15 protein-coding genes are annotated in these 16273 nt (G+C 62.7%); 6 read left to right on the forward strand and 9 right to left on the reverse strand.

Annotated features, from left to right (window positions below):
- Positions 1–13 precede the first annotated feature (13 nt).
- From ACR65K_RS09600 to ACR65K_RS09630, 7 genes are all read right to left on the reverse strand, one after another.
- A complete protein-coding gene (locus ACR65K_RS09600) occupies positions 14–763 on the reverse strand; it encodes a maleylpyruvate isomerase family mycothiol-dependent enzyme (RefSeq protein ID WP_440152478.1) in 750 nt (249 codons plus the stop codon).
- Positions 763–1587 carry a fumarylacetoacetate hydrolase family protein gene (locus ACR65K_RS09605; protein WP_440152479.1) on the reverse strand — a complete coding sequence of 275 codons (825 nt, stop codon included), beginning with the start codon at positions 1585–1587 and terminating at the stop codon, positions 763–765. Before ACR65K_RS09605 ends, ACR65K_RS09600 begins: the two co-directional genes overlap by 1 nt.
- Positions 1587–2708 (reverse strand): cupin domain-containing protein, encoded by a 1122-nt coding sequence (locus ACR65K_RS09610; RefSeq protein ID WP_440152480.1) that lies wholly within the window; start codon positions 2706–2708, stop codon positions 1587–1589. Before ACR65K_RS09610 ends, ACR65K_RS09605 begins: the two co-directional genes overlap by 1 nt.
- 9 nt (positions 2709–2717) lie before the next feature.
- Positions 2718–4391: a (2,3-dihydroxybenzoyl)adenylate synthase gene (locus ACR65K_RS09615; RefSeq protein WP_440152481.1), complete on the reverse strand. Its 1674-nt coding sequence runs from the start codon at positions 4389–4391 to the stop codon at positions 2718–2720.
- Positions 4388–6424 (reverse strand): acetate--CoA ligase family protein, encoded by a 2037-nt coding sequence (locus ACR65K_RS09620; protein WP_440152483.1) that lies wholly within the window; start codon positions 6422–6424, stop codon positions 4388–4390. Before ACR65K_RS09620 ends, ACR65K_RS09615 begins: the two co-directional genes overlap by 4 nt.
- Positions 6417–7991: an FAD-dependent monooxygenase gene (locus ACR65K_RS09625; protein WP_440152484.1), complete on the reverse strand. Its 1575-nt coding sequence runs from the start codon at positions 7989–7991 to the stop codon at positions 6417–6419. Before ACR65K_RS09625 ends, ACR65K_RS09620 begins: the two co-directional genes overlap by 8 nt.
- Before the next feature lie 88 nt (positions 7992–8079).
- Positions 8080–8931 carry a PaaX family transcriptional regulator gene (locus ACR65K_RS09630; protein WP_440152485.1) on the reverse strand — a complete coding sequence of 284 codons (852 nt, stop codon included), beginning with the start codon at positions 8929–8931 and terminating at the stop codon, positions 8080–8082.
- Between the two features lie 249 nt (positions 8932–9180).
- Between ACR65K_RS09630 and ACR65K_RS09635 the strand changes: the two genes are divergently transcribed.
- Genes ACR65K_RS09635 through ACR65K_RS09645 form a run of 3 tightly spaced genes read left to right on the forward strand, consistent with a single transcriptional unit; the run spans position 9181 to position 13197 of the window.
- Positions 9181–10527, forward strand: a complete 1347-nt coding sequence (locus ACR65K_RS09635; protein ID WP_440152487.1) for an MFS transporter — start codon at positions 9181–9183, stop codon at positions 10525–10527.
- A gap of 59 nt (positions 10528–10586) precedes the next feature.
- The gene (locus ACR65K_RS09640; protein WP_440152488.1) at positions 10587–12038 is read left to right on the forward strand and encodes an aldehyde dehydrogenase; all 1452 of its coding nucleotides are present in this window, start codon (positions 10587–10589) and stop codon (positions 12036–12038) included.
- A 46-nt stretch (positions 12039–12084) separates the two neighbouring features.
- The gene (locus ACR65K_RS09645) at positions 12085–13197 is read left to right on the forward strand and encodes an NAD(P)-dependent alcohol dehydrogenase (RefSeq protein WP_440152490.1); all 1113 of its coding nucleotides are present in this window, start codon (positions 12085–12087) and stop codon (positions 13195–13197) included.
- 119 nt (positions 13198–13316) lie between these two features.
- On the opposite strand, the gene ACR65K_RS09650 is transcribed toward ACR65K_RS09645, so the two are convergent.
- Positions 13317–13895, reverse strand: coding sequence for a TetR/AcrR family transcriptional regulator (locus tag ACR65K_RS09650; protein WP_440152492.1), 579 nt, complete (start codon positions 13893–13895; stop codon positions 13317–13319).
- A gap of 126 nt (positions 13896–14021) precedes the next feature.
- Between ACR65K_RS09650 and ACR65K_RS09655 the strand changes: the two genes are divergently transcribed.
- The 3 genes from ACR65K_RS09655 to ACR65K_RS09665 are packed head-to-tail and all read left to right on the forward strand — an operon-like array spanning position 14022 to position 15443.
- Complete coding sequence (locus tag ACR65K_RS09655) at positions 14022–14288, forward strand: hypothetical protein (RefSeq protein ID WP_494568035.1); 267 nt, start codon at positions 14022–14024, stop codon at positions 14286–14288.
- 55 nt (positions 14289–14343) lie between these two features.
- On the forward strand, positions 14344–14664 hold the full coding sequence (locus ACR65K_RS09660) for an alcohol dehydrogenase catalytic domain-containing protein (protein ID WP_440152494.1): 321 nt from the start codon (positions 14344–14346) through the stop codon (positions 14662–14664).
- Positions 14643–15443, forward strand: a complete 801-nt coding sequence (locus ACR65K_RS09665) for an NAD(P)-dependent alcohol dehydrogenase (protein WP_440152496.1) — start codon at positions 14643–14645, stop codon at positions 15441–15443. The genes ACR65K_RS09660 and ACR65K_RS09665 overlap by 22 nt, the downstream gene beginning before the upstream one ends.
- 66 nt (positions 15444–15509) lie before the next feature.
- Here ACR65K_RS09665 and ACR65K_RS09670 read toward each other — a convergent pair whose 3' ends face one another.
- A complete protein-coding gene (locus ACR65K_RS09670; protein ID WP_440152498.1) occupies positions 15510–16169 on the reverse strand; it encodes a TetR/AcrR family transcriptional regulator in 660 nt (219 codons plus the stop codon).
- Between the last annotated feature and the right edge of the window lie 104 nt (positions 16170–16273).

Below are 16273 nucleotides of genomic sequence, written 5' to 3' on the forward strand. Positions count from 1 at the left end.
AAAGCCCCTCGCCCTAGATCCATTTCGGTGCTGCGGTGGTGCCTTCGGTGGTGCCCGGGCCGGTGGGGGTGACACCGCTGTTGCCGCGGCCGGCGGCCCATTCGACGACGGCGGGCAGCGGCCCGCTGATGATCGTTGGGTCAGCGGTGCCCGCATCGCCAAACGCCAGGTCCGTACCGTCCACCTTGATGAGGAGTCCGGTGTCGGTGCCGCGGGTGTGCCAGGCGCCGGTGATGTCTTTGAGCAGCCGGGCCAGGACGGGCTCGGGGATGTCGCTGAAGCTGGCTCCGTTGTCCAGGTCCACGGCGTGCATCCAGACTTCGCGGGTGCGCATCCAGACGGTTTCTTCGGCGGGGACGGTTCGGCCTTGGGCGGTTTTGACCTTGTGGTGCCAGTTGTCGGCGGGCAGGTCGCGCCATTCGACGTTCAGGTGCACGGCGGAGTGGTCGAACAGGTTCCGCAGGGCGATGGGGGACAGGGTGGCGCCGAAGTCGATTTCATGGTTGCGGGCCTCGGGGGAAGAGTACATGGGGGTTTCGACTCCGGTGGCGGCCCATTCGACCAGCCTCGCGATGGCCCGGGCGTTGTAGCCCACGTGCGCGACGACGTGCCGGCGGGTCCAGCCCGGCAGCAGCGAGTTCCCGTCCAGGTCCGCGTCGGTGAGCTCGTTGAGCTTGCGGGCGAAGAACGCGGTGCCACGCCGCGCCTGCAGGAGGTCTTCCTGCAGGCGCGGGTCTGTGGTTTGGTCGTGGCGGGCGACCATCAGGCTTCCTTGACCACGCGGTTGGTCAGCTGGCCCAGGCCCTCGATGGTGGTGACCAGGACCTGGCCCTCCTGCAGGTAGCGCTTGGGATCCTGTGCGTGGCCCACGCCGCCGGGGGTGCCGGTAGCAATCACGTCGCCCGGGTTGAGGGTGATGATGGTGGAGATGTAGGAGACCAGGTATTCCGGGGTGAACACCAGGTCCGAGGTGGGGGTGGACTGCTGGACTTCGCCGTCCACGGCGGAGGTCATCAGCGGGCCCGCGGTGAACTCGTCCTTGGTGACCAGGGCCGGCCCGAACGGGGTGGACTTCTCCCAGGTCTTGCCCTGCAGCCACTGGATAGTGCGGAACTGGTAGTCGCGCATGGAGACGTCGTTCAGCACGGAGTACCCTGCGATGTGCTCAGCGGCTTCGGATTCGGGAATGCGGCGGCCGGCCTTGCCGATGACGACGGCGAGTTCGGCTTCCCAGTCCACGGCGTCCGATTCCTGCGGCAGGGCCAGGTCGTCGTTGGGGCCGATCAGGGATTCTGCGTACTTGGCGAACAGGGTGGGGTGCTCGGGGACTTCGCGGCCCATTTCCTTGATGTGGTTGCGGTAGTTGTGGCCCACGCAGATGATCTTGCCCGGGGAGGGCACGACGGCGGCAAGGTCGGCGCCGTCCAGGGCGTGGGTTGCGCCGTTGGCCGCCTGCGCGATGGTTTCCCAGGCGGGGTCCTTCAGCAGGGCCCCGACGTCGGAGAAGCCCGGGATCTCGGTGAGGGTGTCGCCGTCCTGGCGGACCGCCTTGGTGCCGTCAGCGGTGCGGAGGGTGAGGAGTTTCATTACTTGGTGCGTCCTTCGATGTAGGTGCGGTTAAAGTTCAGGCGCTCAAAGATGGGGGCGTCGCTGAACCGGAACAGATCAAACTCGGACTCGGCCTGCAGGGACCAGGCGGCCCAGGACGGAACCACGAACAGGTCGCCCTTGGCCAGGACCCTGGTTTCGCCGTTCAGGGTCACGGTGCCGGTGCCGTCGAAGACCTGCCAGACGCTGGAGCCCACCTCGCGGACAGTCTCGGTCCAGGCGCCGGCCCGCAGGCGGTGGAACTCCGCGCGGATGGTGGGCATGACATCCCCGCCGGTGGTGGGGTTGGTGTACCGGATGGCGGCGTGGCCCTGGGACACGGTGGCCGGGTGGCCCTCGTCCTCCAGGAGCAGCTGCTCGCGCAGGGCGGCGTCGGTGTACTTCCACCGGTACGCGGCGATCGGGGAGTTGGTGGTGTCATCCAGGCCGGAGAGCGGGCGCAGGCCCGGGTGGGCCCAAAGCCGCTCGGAACGGGAAATGTCCGGGGTCGCCTCGTCGGTGACGCGCTCGGTACCGAACTCGAAGAACCCGGCATCGGCGTAATGCACGAACGGGATGTCCAGGCCGTCGATCCAGGCCATGGGCTCATCGGTGTCGTTGTGGTGGCCATGGAAGTTCCAGCCCGGGGTGAGCAGGAAGTCGCCGCGGGACATGCGTACGGGATCGCCGTTCACCACGGTCCACACGCCTTCGCCTTCGACGACGAAGCGGAAGGCGTTCTGGGAGTGGCGGTGCTCGGGGGCGGTTTCGCGGCCGCCCAGGTACTGGATGGCGGCCCAGAGGGTGGGGGTGGCGTACGGGGTCCCGGCCAGGCCGGGGTTGGCCAGGGCGATGGCCCGCCGTTCCCCGCCGCGGCCCACGGGTACCAGGTCGCCGGCGCGGGCGGCGAGCGGGTACAGGTCATCCCACCGCCAGACGTGCGGTACCGCCTTGGGGGACGGGACCATGGGCATCAGGTCCCCGATCTCCGTCCACAACGGAATCAGGTTCTCCTTATCGAAATCCCGGTACAGCTGCTCAAGCTGGGCAGCCTCCTCCGGAGTTGGCTCCGGCAATGCGTGGCTGGCAGCAACTGATTCATGGGTGATGTTTTCAGTCATGGCAATCCTCTACTTTGAGTTGGCGCTGGCGGTGGCAAGCCGTTCTGCTATATCCGCGCGGAGTTCCTTCTTATTGATCTTGCCGACCTTTGTGGCCGGCAGTTCGTCTACGACCACCAGGCGTTCGGGGATCTTAAACGCAGCGATGCCAGTTTCGCGGAGCATCTGCTGGATCTGTTCAAGCGTTACCTCCGTGCCCGGTTTCACCGTGATGTAGAGACAGAGCTTTTCGCCCAGCACCGGATCGGGCATCGCGACCGCTGCCGCCATGGTGATGTCCTCGATTCGATAGACGAGGCTTTCGATTTCCTCAGCCGAGATCTTTTCCCCGCCACGGTTGATCATGTCCTTGTCACGGCCCTGGACAATGAGGTTTCCGTCAGGCCGGCGCTCCACGATATCCCCACTCGCATACCAACCGTCCGGGGTGAAGGCACGGGCATTTGCTTCAGGAGCCTTGTAATAGCCCCTCGGCGTGTAGGGACCGCGGGTCAAGATGGACCCTGCCACACCGTCGGGAAGGTCATTGCCAACTTCGTCCACGATTCGGATTTCGTCGGCTTCGGACACGGGGCGGCCCTGCGTAGTGCAGATAACGTCTTCCGGATCATCCAATCGTGTTGTGTTAATCAGCCCTTCAGCCATCCCGAAAACCTGCTGCAGCGTTGCGCCGAGGACTGGCTTTACCTTTCGGGCAATCTCATCCGGGAGCCTGGAACCGCCAACCTGAATCACCTCAAGGCTGGCCAGCTGGGTGCCGCCTGTTTCCTCCTGGTACTCGATCCAGCGTTGGGCCACCGCCGGAACAGCCGTTGAAAGCGTAACCTTCTCCCGTTCGATCGCGGCGAAAGCCTTCCGCGGTTCCGGGCTGGGAAGCATAACAACGCGGCCGCCGGCGAAAAGAATCCCAAGTATGCCGGGGCAGGCAAGCGGGAAGTTATGGCTCGCTGGTAGGGTCCCCAGGTAGACGGTGTCTTCAGTGACGCCTGTCGGCACGGACGTCGCCTTGATGTTGTAGGCATAGTCGTTGTGGGTCCGGGTGATCAGTTTTGGCAGGCCGGTCGTGCCACCTGAGAGAAGGAACAACGCAGGAGAGTCAGGCGAGGGTGCGTTTTGATCAAGTCTTGCGCGGGCAGCCTGTGGATCTTTGCCAGGGGCCAGGATTTCCTCAAGCCGGACATTCAGGGGATTGGCAGCACCAGAAACGAGGACCGTCTCCAGCGAAGGGATTGCAGCAACCAGATCCTCTGCCAGCGCCTGATGGTCAAAGTCCTTGATCTTGTCCGGGACGGCGATGGCACGCGATTCGGAAAGCTCCGACAGGAAGGAGAGCTCGTACTGCCTGTGGGCCGGCAGCGCCATTACCGGGATGATGCCGGCACGGAAACACGCCAGGGTCAGCAACGCGAATTGCCAGCCGTTGGGCAATTGGACCATCACACGGTCATCCGGCCGGAGGCCGAGCTGCAGAAGCCGCTCCGCGCCGGCATCCATCCGGTTGGCTAGGTCGGCGTAGGTGAGCCGCATGTCACCATCGACGATCGCGACCTTGTCAGGCAAGCGGTCGGCCGTTTCGAGAATGTAGCTTCCCAGGGCGCGGTCCTCCCAGTAGCCCCTGGCGCGGAATTCGGCCGCAAGGTCTGCCGGCCAGGGGGTAGTTCCCTCGCTGGTGTGGCTTGTCATTTCATGTCCTCCTCGACATTGATCACTACGGCATCCAGCGCCAACAGCCCTCGGTGGGTTAAGCGCAGGGGATTGATCTCGATTTCCGCGATGGACTCGTTGGAGACGAGCGCATCACCCAGCCGGACCAGGAGGCCCGCCAGTTCTGCTGTATCCAGCATTGGGCCGGAACGGAAGCCGTACAAGAGGTCCCGTGCCTGCAATTCGGCCGGCATTCCCTCGGCTGCCCTCGGTGCCAGTGGCGCAGTCCGGATGGAGATGTCCGCAAATACTTCGGCTGCGGTGCCGCCGAGGCCCAAAACCACGATCGGTCCAAAGACGGGGTCGCGCCGGACGCCGACAACAAGGTCGACGCCGGAGGGCGCCATCGCCTCAACGAGGAATTCACGGGCGCCGGCGGACTCAAGTGCTGCCAAGGCGCGGTCCATCTCGTCGGAGGACGCGACGCCGAGGTGCACTCCGCCGATCTCCGTCTTGTGCAGAACGGCTGCGTCGAGGAGCTTCACAGCTACCGGACCGCCAAGCTCCGCGAGCGCCTCCTGCGCTGCGGTGCGGCTGCTGCACACGCGGCGTTCCGGCGTCGGAATGCCAAGCGCTCCCAGGAGTTCTTTGGAACGATTTTCATCCCACGGGCCTTCAATGTTTGGCCATGCGACGGTGCCGGCAGGATGTTCGGCCTTCTCGAACTGACCCCTGGCATCATGCACGAGGGCGGAAACACCCTGGGCAAGCGAGGTTGGTCCAGAGATTAGTGGAAGATCGTGTTGCCGCGCGGATTTGCGGGCCCGCTCCTGGTCCCCTTCAGGGCCGTCCACCCCTACAAGGAACGGCATCGTGTCGGCTACACCTGAGTTGGCTACGGCGAGCGGCAGGTCGGTCACGGGTTCGGTCAGGCCATAAAGAGCGACGACGTCGATCGACGGGTCTTGTGCCACGGCGGCCACTATCTGCTCGTAGCCTGGTCCGGGGCGGCCAGTGTCAACGGGGTTTGCCTGGAACGTCAGTGGCGGGAGCAAGGTGCTGATCGTGTCCTGGCTGCTCTGTGCAAGCCGGGGGAGTGCCACGCCGGCGCTGTGCAAAGCATCCGCGATCAGCAGGCCGGGTCCCGCTTGCCCCGTGATGAGGCCTACTCCAGGGTCCGCAGAAGGCTTCAACCGGCGCCCAGCCAAGGCAGTGACGGCGGCAACCAACTGGTTCTCGTCGTCGACGATTACTGCGCCTGCCTGCTTGAGGACCGAACGCGTGGTGCGCCAGGATGTAGCCAGCGCACCGGTGTGGGACTGGGCGAATTCGGAAACATCGTTGCGGCCCACCACCAATGCGACAACGGGCTTCACGGCGCTGAGGCGGGAGACGGCGTCGATGAGGGCAGGACCATCTGAAACGGTTTCCAAGTGCAGCGCAACTGCCTTGGTCTGCTCGTCAGTTATCAGGTATTCCAGCACATCGGGAGCTGTGATGTCGGTACCTGCACCGATTCCGGCCGCAAGGCTGACTCCGGCGCCGGAGTGCTCGAGGTGGAACGCAAGGACATGGTTGACACCGCCGCTGGCCGCGACGACAGCAACCGATCCGGGCTCCAGCTCTGCTACTCCAGGGACAAAGCTGGCCCGGAGATTGCGGTGGGGAACGAAGAATCCGGAGGTGTTGGGACCCAGCAGGCGGATACCTGTTTCCCGTACCGCGGCTTCGACCTGGACCGCGTACTCGAGACCCGGGCCGCCGGCTTCAGCAAAACCCCCAGCGCATACCAGCGCTGCTTTGGCGCCGCTTGCTGCACTGTCCCGCAGCGCCTGGGCGGTAGCTGCGGCTGGCACACAAAGCACTGCGAGGTCAGGGCCGCCGGGAATCGCAGCAGCAGCCTCGGCGATGCTGGTGTGCATGCCGTTCTCGCCCCTGCTGTTCACTAGCTCAACGGGTGCGCTGTAGCTTGAGAGGGATTGCGCCATGACAGCGCCCAGCTTCTCAGGGCTTGACGATGCACCGACTACGATGATGCCCCGGGGAGCGAAGAGGGCAGACAGGTTATGCATCGGTGGCCCCCACATTTGCCGCAGCAACAGCGTCAGCACGGCCTGAGAGCACCAAAGTCAGGTTGGATGCCGGCCCCCGATCATCAACGATGATACTGATCAGGCCGCGTCCGAGGCGTGCCTCCTCTGACAGGAGGATCCGGGTGAATGCGTTGCCGCCCTGGATTACAACAGCCGCAGCTTCTGCAGGCAACTTCGCGAAGGCGGCGCTAAGCCCGGATTCCGTTTCCGGCGCGGTGATCAGCAAGGCAGTGTTGATGTTGGCGCGAGCCGGATCAGTAACCAGTGCGATGCTTCCGCCCGGTCCGGACAGCGCCATATCCGTGCCCTCGGTGGAGAGGGTCAACGAGCGGCCGCCAAACTGCGTCGTTCCCGCGCGAAGCGGAGTTTCAAGGGGCGCATGCCCGTGCCTGTCCAGCCAGTCCTGTTCCGCGGAGGCAACGAGCTCCGGATCCCGCATGCGGATCTTGTCGATGTCGATGCTGCGGGAGAAGAAATGGAAGGTGAACTGTGTGGGGTCGAAGGAGTTGTAGTACCTGGCGAAGTGTTCCCACCAGCTCAGGCCGCCACGGGCCCGGTTTTGGATCTTTGCCACCTGCGGCTGGCGCTCGGCCTCATAGTTTGTGAAGGCGAGCTCAAGATCGTCCTGATGCGCCGCTACTTCACGTACCAGTGTGATGGCATCTTCCATGGCCATCTTGGTGCCTGATCCCACGGAGAAGTGTGCCGTATGGACGGCGTCCCCCAGCAGGACGACGTTGTCTTTGTGCCATGTGCGGGTGCGTCGGGTGCGGAAATTGGCCCAGCGGGAGTTGTTGGCGACCAGCGGCTCGCCGGCAATGTCTTCGGCGAACAGTTTTTCGAGGAACCGCTGCGTCTTCAGGTCCGAGGGGCCCGGAGGCTGGCTCGCATCGAACTCGTCCAGGCCTGCCTTCCGCCACGTGTCTTCGTCTGTTTCAACAATGAAAGTGCTGAGGTCTTCGCTGATCGGGTAAGCGTGCACAGCGAAATTGCCGAATTCGCTCTGCCGATGAACGAAGGTGAGTCCCTTGAACATGTACGTGGTACCGAACCAGATGAACTTGGCGGTTGCTGTCTCGGTGGTGTGACCCAAGCTTTCGCCAAGTTGTTCGCGAGTGGACGAATTGGCGCCATCTGCACCGACGATAAGGTCGAAGTCCGCCAGTTGCTGCAGGTCGGGGACGTACTGGCCAAAACGCATGTCGACACCAACTTCGGCGGCGCGTTCCTGCATCAGCTTAAGCAGGGTCTTGCGGTAGATGGCGGCCATGCCGTTGCCGCCGAAGGATTTCTGTTCACCCTTGAGCCAGACTTCGATGTCCTCCCAGTGGGTGCCGTAGTCGCGGAGTCCATCCCGGACTACAGGGTCCGCATCGTTAATGCGGTTCAGCGTGGCATCGGAAAACACCACACCAAAGCCGAAGGCGTCGGTGGCCTGGTTGCGTTCAAAAAGTACGACCTCGGCGTCCGGGACGGTCTGCTTGAACAGGGTTGAGAAGAACAGTCCGCCGGGACCGCCGCCAATGCAGGCTACGCGAAGTGCCATCGATGCCACCTTCTAAGGATTGGGAATTCGGTGAGAGAGGTCTCGGCAACAAGTATGTAACCAATCGGCGTGCACCGTCAAGTATTTGTTACATGTCGGCAGTTGCTATCTCAACGACTTCCTGGCCGGGGCCGACTGACTGCCCGAGAATGCGCGAAACGTATTCGGTGGCGGCCGGGCCCAATTGCCTGTGGGCAGCTCCGAAGAGCCGGTACGCATCACTGCTCGGCCACCTTTCGGGCTGGAGCTCGGCGGGCAGGTATGGGTCCCGGAAGAGGAAGCGGCGATAGTCTCCGATGATGCGCATCCGGTCGATAAGGGCCGTGCGGCCATCTTTTGCAGTATTGCCGGCCTCGTCGTTGAGGGACGCGTAGGTCCTCAGGAACTGCTCGTAGTCCGTCCCGAGCTGGTCCAAGTCCCAGCAGCGCGCGGCAAGCTCGCGGTCTTTGGCGGGATCTCCGGTCCCGCACCAGAGGGCATCGACTTTTGCGGAGGGGTTTTCGCCGGCAATTTCCCGGACCTCGGCCATCAGGTCGTGAGGGCTGAGCCACGTGGAGGGTGAAAGCTGCCCGAAGCCATGCCAGGCGAGCTGTTTCCGCAGTTGCTCCCGGACTGAGCGTTCCGACTCGGGAACCTGGTAGATGGCCATCGTCCACCGACCATTCCAGCTGTCGTCCCGGCGACGGAAGATCCGTTCGCGCCCCTCATTGAGGATGTCGAGCATGTGCGGCGTGAGTGCATAGACCGTCTCCCTGCCTTCGCGCCGGGTGGTGAACCAGCCTTCCTTCCGCAGGCGGGAAAGGTTGACGCGCACAGTCGCAGGCTCGATGTCGAAAACCGCCAGTAGTGCCGTGATGTCAGCAAGTTTCACCTCACTGCCTGCATACCGGAGGTAATCCCCGAAAAGGTCCAGGATTAGTGCTCTGGGTTTCCACTGCATGGAACCCTCCATATCTAAGCGCCGCACTGTTCGGGCGGCTCGAGCCAATGTGCAACCAGTATAGGAAGGGGTAACGGTGCATCAGCCGCATAGGATCCGACCTTTCCTGTTGGTGGGACTGCCAGGAGTTATGCAACTGCATCTTGACGCCCAACGGTTTAATGTTACATTTACTTGTGGGTCAGGTCACAACTGCCCCCCACATTCTCTGGAACCACCACAATGTCGTGTATCCCACCTGGAGTCCTCATGGCTTTTCAATCGCCAGCCCCATCCTCGGTTCGCCCCCGCAAATCTGCGGCTGTAGTCATTTTCCTTTGTTTCCTGGCCATCGTTTTCGACGGCTACGACCTGGTCGTGTACGGCGCCATCGTTCCCAAGCTTCTGGCCTACAAGCCATGGGGACTGACCCCCGTCGAGACGGGAGCAATCGGCAGTTACGCTCTGGCGGGGATGTTCATCGGCGCTATTCTCATCGGTTATCTCACTGACATCGTCGGCCGCCGCAAGGTCATGATGGCCTCCATCGCGGCCTTCTCACTCCTGATGCTGCTGACCGCCTGGGCTCCGAGCCCGGAACTGTTCGGCCTTTTCCGCTTCCTGGCAGGCCTGGGCCTGGGCGGCGTCATTCCCACCGCAATCGCGTTGACAGTCGAGTTCTCCCAGTCCCACCGCCGCAACTTCAATAATGCCCTGATGTTCTCCGGATACGCCGTGGGCGGCATCCTGGCTGCCCTGCTTTCTCTTGCTTTCCTGTCGTCGCTGGGCTTCCAGGGCATGCTGGCCCTCGGCGGTATCCCCCTGGTCGTGGTTGTTCCCCTGCTCTTCAAGCTACTCCCGGAGTCGCCGGCCTACCTTGCGGCCAGAGGTGACAGGGCGCAGGCCGAGCAAATCATTGCCGACTACGGCCTTGAGCCATTGCCGCCAGTCCGGGCTGCGGGAGACGCGCCTGAGAAGGGCAGGTTCCGCACCCTCTTGACGGGTAAGCTCCTCGTCGCAACGATCCTTTTCTCATTGGCCGGTATCTGCGGGCAGACCCTCGTGTACGGCTTGAACACCTGGCTTCCGCAGCTCATGGTCATCGCCAAGTACTCACTGGCTTCGTCCTTGACCTTCCTTCTCACGGTCAACATCGGTGCCGTGGTGGGCGTTCTTGTGTCCTCCCGGATGGCAGACAAGTTCGGCCCCCGCAACGTCACGGCGATTTCTTTTGCCTGCTCCGGTGTTGCATTGGTTCTTATGGGTACTGGGATCATGCCCCTGTTCGCCATGTACTTCCTGGTCGCAGTGGTGGGCTTCGGTTCAGTTGGCGCGCAGATCCTCGTCAACGGCTTCGTGGCCACGTATTTCTCGGGTGCCACCCGGGCCACCGCCCTCGGGATCACGTTGGGCGTCGGGCGTATCGGCGCCGTACTGGCCATCTCCGGTGGTGGGGTGCTGGTGGCGGCCGCCCTGGGCAACTTCATCAATTTCTCCATCTGGGCAGTGGCCGCAGCCATCGGCGTCGTTGCCATCCTGGCCGTGCCGCGCCGTTCAGCAACTGCGGATGAAGACGCGTCCGCTCCGGCTGCCGCTTCCAACACCATTCCTCACTAACCACCGTCATTCATGCGGCCCTGCCGCTCGTGCCGAATCACATCTATTAAGGAGTCACCTTGCAGACGCAACTCATCATTGACAACGAGCCCCGGAGCGGCCGCGAAGGCAGGACGTTTGAACGTCGTCACCCTGTCACGGGTGCTCTCGTGACGGAGAGTGCAGCAGCTGACGTGAACGACGCACTCGACGCGGTGGAATCGGCCGCCAAGGCATTCACCACCTGGTCCACCTCGGGTCCCAGCGAGCGGCGGGCAGTGATGCTCAAGGCCGCCGACATCATGGAACGTCGCGGCCCGGAATTCATTGAGACCATGATGTCCGAAGTTGGTGCAGCCCAGCTCTGGGCCGGTTTCAACGTCTTCCTCACGGCCCAACTGTTCCGGGAGGCAGCTGGCCTTGCTACCCAGATCCAGGGCGAGACGCTTCCCACCGACAAGCCCGGCACCCTGTCAATGACCGTTCGGCAGCCTGCCGGCGTGGTGCTCAGCATGGCGCCGTGGAACGGAGCAGGCGTGCTTGCCGCGCGGGCCATCGCTTACCCCATTGTCTGCGGCAACACGGTGGTCTTCCGCGCGTCGGAAACGAGTCCACGTACCCACGCCATCATCGCCGAGGTGCTGCATGAGGCCGGAGTCCCCGCTGGTGTCCTCAACTTCATCACCAGCACCGCAGAAGACTCGGATGCGGTGGTTGAGGCCATCATCGCCCACCCGTCAGTTCGCCGCATCAACTTCACCGGGTCGACATCAGTCGGCCGCATCATCGCCGAAAAGGCAGCCCGCCACCTCAAGCCGGTTCTGCTTGAACTGGGCGGCAAAGCACCTTTCGTAGTCCTTGACGACGCTGACATTGATGGCGCGGTCAATGCAGCGGTCTTTGGATCTTTCCTCTACCAGGGCCAAATCTGCATGTCCACCGAACGCTTCGTGGTCGATGACAAGGTTGCGGACGAGTTCGTTGCAAAGTTCGCAGCACGTGCAGCGGAGTTGGGTGCGGGGGATCCCTTGACGGACGAAGCCTGCATTGTGGGTCCGATGATCCGGGAAGAATCCGGTACGCGAATCAACGGGCTCATCGAGGACGCCCTGGCCAAGGGCGCTGAACTCGTAGTCGGTGACCGTGCAAACGGTGCCTCCATGCCTGCCACCATTGTGGACAGGGTCCGGCCGGAGATGTCGATCTACGATCAGGAAACATTCGGTCCGATAACCACCGTAGTCCGCGTATCCGGCGTGGAAGAGGCGGTCCAGGTGGCCAACGATACCGAGTACGGTCTGGCGGCCGCAGTCTTTGGAGCCGACAGCACCCGGGCACTGCAGGTGGCCATGCGGATCCAGGCCGGCCACGTCCACGTCAACGGGGCCACCGTCCAAAATGAGGCGCAGGCCCCCTACGGCGGCATGAAGAACAGCGGCTACGGCCGGTTCGACGGCCGGGCGGTCATCAACGAATTCACAGAACTCAAGTGGATCACCATAGAGCAGTCTGATCAGCAGTACCCCTTTTAAGCCCAAATCACCCTGGCAACGAATCAGAACAATATCCAAGGAAGTCATGACCATGCAGGTAACCGCAGCAGTGGCACGCGAGCCCAGGCAGCCGCTCACGATTGAAGAACTTGAGCTTGATGAGCTCCGGCCAAGTGAAGTGCTCGTAAAGATGGTGGCCACCGGTGTGTGCCATACGGACGCCATTGTCCGCGACCAGGTGTATCCGACCCCATTGCCGGCAGTTCTTGGGCATGAAGGAGCCGGAATTGTCGAAAAAGTAGGGGCTTCAGTAACGACGGTTCAGCCGGGAGACCATGTGCTGCTCGCTGCTGCGTATTGCGGGAAATGCGATCGTTGCCGTTCCGGTCAAATGGCGTACTGCGAAAATCTCTTCGCCGCTGACTTCGGAGGCCGGCGGGCGGACGGAACTACTGCGTTGAGCAAGGACGGGGAGGTCATTTCGTCCCATTTCTTCGGCCAGTCGTCCTTCGCAACGTACGCGAATGTCGTGGAGGAAAGCGTCGTCCGGATTGGCGCGGACGTCCCACTGGAGATCGTGGCACCACTCGGTTGCGGTATCCAAACGGGAGCCGGGGCGGTGCTCAACGAGTTGAAGCCAGCATTGAACAGCACTCTTCTTGTCATTGGTACTGGTGCGGTCGGGTCCGGCGCCATTATGGCCGGGAAGGTAGCAGGATGCGCCCGCATTATTGCCGTGGACATCCACACCTCGCGGCTTGATCTCGCAAAGGAGCTGGGTGCGACGGACGCGATCAACACCAAGGAACTCGACCTTACGGACGAGATCCTTCGCCTGACGGACGGCCGTGGCGCCGATTATGTGGTTGACACCACGGCGCGGCCGGAGTTGCTCCGCAAAGCGGCCGACGCCTTGGCCCTACGGGGCACCCTTGCCCTGGTCGGGGCGGCGAAGCCGGGGACCGAGGTTACTTTCGAGATCGGCCTATCACTCGTGAAGGGCTGGACGTTCAAAACCATCATTCAAGGCAGCTCCGTGCCCCAGGTGTTCATTCCCAAGCTCATCGAACTGTGGAAGGAAGGCCGCTTCCCGATGGACAAGCTCATGCGCAACTACGGCCTTGAGGAGATTAACCAGGGCTTCGAGGACTCGGCCAAGGGAACGGTCATCAAACCGGTCATTGTGTTCCAGCAGTGATCAGCGGTCCTACTGCCTGAGGTTCGTCACCTCGCACAGAAGAGGTCGACGGCGGTTTTCCACCCGCCGTCGACCTCTTCTGTGTTCAGTCCTGCCAGCCAGCAGGGCTGATGCGACCCCTAGTTCACGCCGGAGGCGTCACGTGCGAGGAGTTCTGTGGTCCGCATGATCGCTGAGCGCCGCCGGGTTTGATCAGGCGTGCCCGTGATGACGACATGAACGTTCTGGCTCGTCATCCACGCGTGGCACAAGGTGATGATAGTGAGCAGGAGATCCTCTGCGTAAGACTCGCTTATGCCGGAAAGTGCGGCGCGGATCTCCGTTACCTTGCCGGCCGCATGAACGGCCCGTTTCTCTGCACCGACCGGCTGGTCCCGCTCCAGGCCCTCCCAGGCGGCAAGGCGCGCCAGGCATGGATGGCTCGTAACAAAGTCGAAGTACCGTCCTGCGAACTCGGCAACGGCCACTGGTCCAGACTCACGTATGGGTAGATCGCCCAGCGCTGAACCGAGCTCCCGTGTAAGTGCCGCCTCAAAGAGTTTTGCCTTGTTCCCAAAGTAGAAATAGATCCGCTCTTTGTTGCATCCCGCCCTTTTGGCTATGTCGTCCACACGTGCACCCGAAAAGCCGCGTTCGGAGAACTCGGATACAGCTGCGTCGAGGAGCTTCGCCTTTGTTGCGTCCGTGTCCCATGCCATGCGTCTATCGTAACTCCAACTGACTGTTTGCAATTTAAGGGGTGGTAGGCCTACGGTTAGTCCAACCGAACGTTTGGAGACTGGATGGAACACGAGGGCAGGGCTCTTGCCGCCGATGAAACGGACATGCATCACCGTCACGCAACCGGCATTGCATCCGTGCATGTCCGTGCGGTCGTAACGTGGCTGGCCATATTTCCGATGGCCGCAGCAGGCATGTGCGCCCTGGGGGCGCTGGCTCCGCAGCTGCACCCTGTGCTGCGCGCGTTCGTTCTAACCCTGGTGGTGGTCCCCATCGCGGTGTACTTCGCGGTGCCCCGGCTCCTCCTGCTTCAAACACAACTCGGAAGGGCGAGGCGCACCAGAGTGCAGCGCCGTGCGAAACGCATATAGCGGTTCCGCAACCGGGGATGCATTCCATCCCCGTGACCATGACAAGGAGATTGCAGTGCAGATAACTGCTGCTGTAGCACGTGAGAACGGCGCTCCATTCACGATTGAACAGCTCGAGCTGGACGATCTGCGCCACAATGAAGTCCGGGTCCGCATGGTGGCGACCGGAATATGCCATACCGATACCCTTGTCCGAGACGGCGTCTACCCCACCCCGCTGCCGGCCGTCCTGGGCCACGAAGGTGCGGGGATTGTCGAGGCGGTCGGTGACTCGTCCTTTCGGTGGTGCCTGGCGACCACGTGGTCCTGGCGGCTGCGTACTGCGGCCACTGCAAGCGATGCCGCAATGGCCAGATGGCCTACTGCGAAAATTTGATGGCCGCGGACTTCGGTGGGCGTCGCGCCGACGGTGCTACGTCGCTAACCAGGGACGACGAAGTCATCTCATCCCACTTCTTTGGACAGTCGTCCTTTGCCACCTATGCAAACGTCGTCGAAGAGTCGGTTGTCCGTGTTGATAAGGACATCCCCCTGGAGCATCTCGGCCCCCTTGGCTGTGGCATTAACACAGGTGCCGGCACCGTCCTGAATGAACTCAAACCGGAAATCGGATCCTCGCTCGTTGTCTTCGGCACGGGGGCAGTAGGTTGCGCGGCAGTCATGGCAGCGCAAGTGGCGGACTGTGCCACCATTGTCGCCGTGGACATCCACGACTCGCGCTTGGAACTCGCCCGGGAACTTGGGGCAACACACGTCATTAACTCGAAGACCGAGGACGTGGCGGAACGGCTGCGTGAGATCACAGCAGGTGCCGGTGTCGACTATGTTGTGGATACCACTGGAATTCCTGCGCTGCTTCGCCAGGCGGCCGACGCTTTGGGCGTCCGTGGAACAGTCGCGCTCGTCGGCGCGGCGAAACCCGGCACCGAGGTCGCCTTCGAAGTAGGCGCATCGCTGGTCAAAGGCTGGACCTTCAAGACCGTGGTTCAGGGCAGTTCCGTGCCCCAGGCGTTCATTCCGCGGCTCATCCAGCTGTGGAGGGCGGGACGCTTTCCCTTCGAAAAGCTCGTCGGCGACTACAGCCTTGAGGACATCAACCAGGGCTTCGAGGACTCCAAGAGCGGGAAGACAATCAAACCAGTCATCATCTTCTGATCCGGATCATGCCGGTGGGCGGCGGCGGTTCCGACCGTCGTCGCCCACTTCCGTTTGCTGCCAAAGCTAGGAGTTCGGGGTGTGCGGTAGTCCCCAGCGGTTGCGGATTGTGGACACCAACATCTCGAAATCTTCAGCCATATCCGGGTAGCCCGGATCAGACAACCACTGAATCTGCAGCCCATCCATGGCAGCTATGAGGCTGCGGGCAATTGAATCGACGGGCGCGTCCTCGGCCAGTGTCCCGTCCTCCGCGGCTTCGCCAAGCGCCTGCCGGATTCGCTGGGCCGAGCTTTGATGATGGCTCCGCAGCCAGGCGTTTGCTGGATGCTGGGGGTCCACTGCCTCAGCCGCAACCGTGGTAAACAGCCGGACAATTCCTTGCTGTTGCTGGTTGAGCCGTACGAGTTCGACGAGGGATTCAAGATACGCCCAGCCCCGAGGGTGGGCCTGCCCAGGTTGCGCAATGCGGGCCTGGTCCACTTCATCGCGGCGGTCCATGGTGGCCTGCAATAGGAGATCCTTGGTGGGGAAGTAGTGCACCAAGCCGGAGAGACTCATTCCGCACCCGCGGGCAATTGCGCTCATTGTTAGCCCCCTGAAGCCCTCTACGGAGAACAGCTGGGTGGCCGCCGTGAGGATCTCCTCACGGCGAATGGTGCCATCAGCTCCCTTCGGACGGCCGCTCGGGCGGCGTGGCGGACGGGCAGCGGTGGCAGCCTGCATGATGTCTCCTGGATGTGCCGCAACGGTGGCGGGCCGCTGCTTCAGCGGACCGCCACCGTTTCTGGAATGGACTTGAGGATTGCCACGCGGGAGGCGCCGGAAAA

Source organism: Arthrobacter sp. SAFR-179 (genome assembly GCF_059414945.1).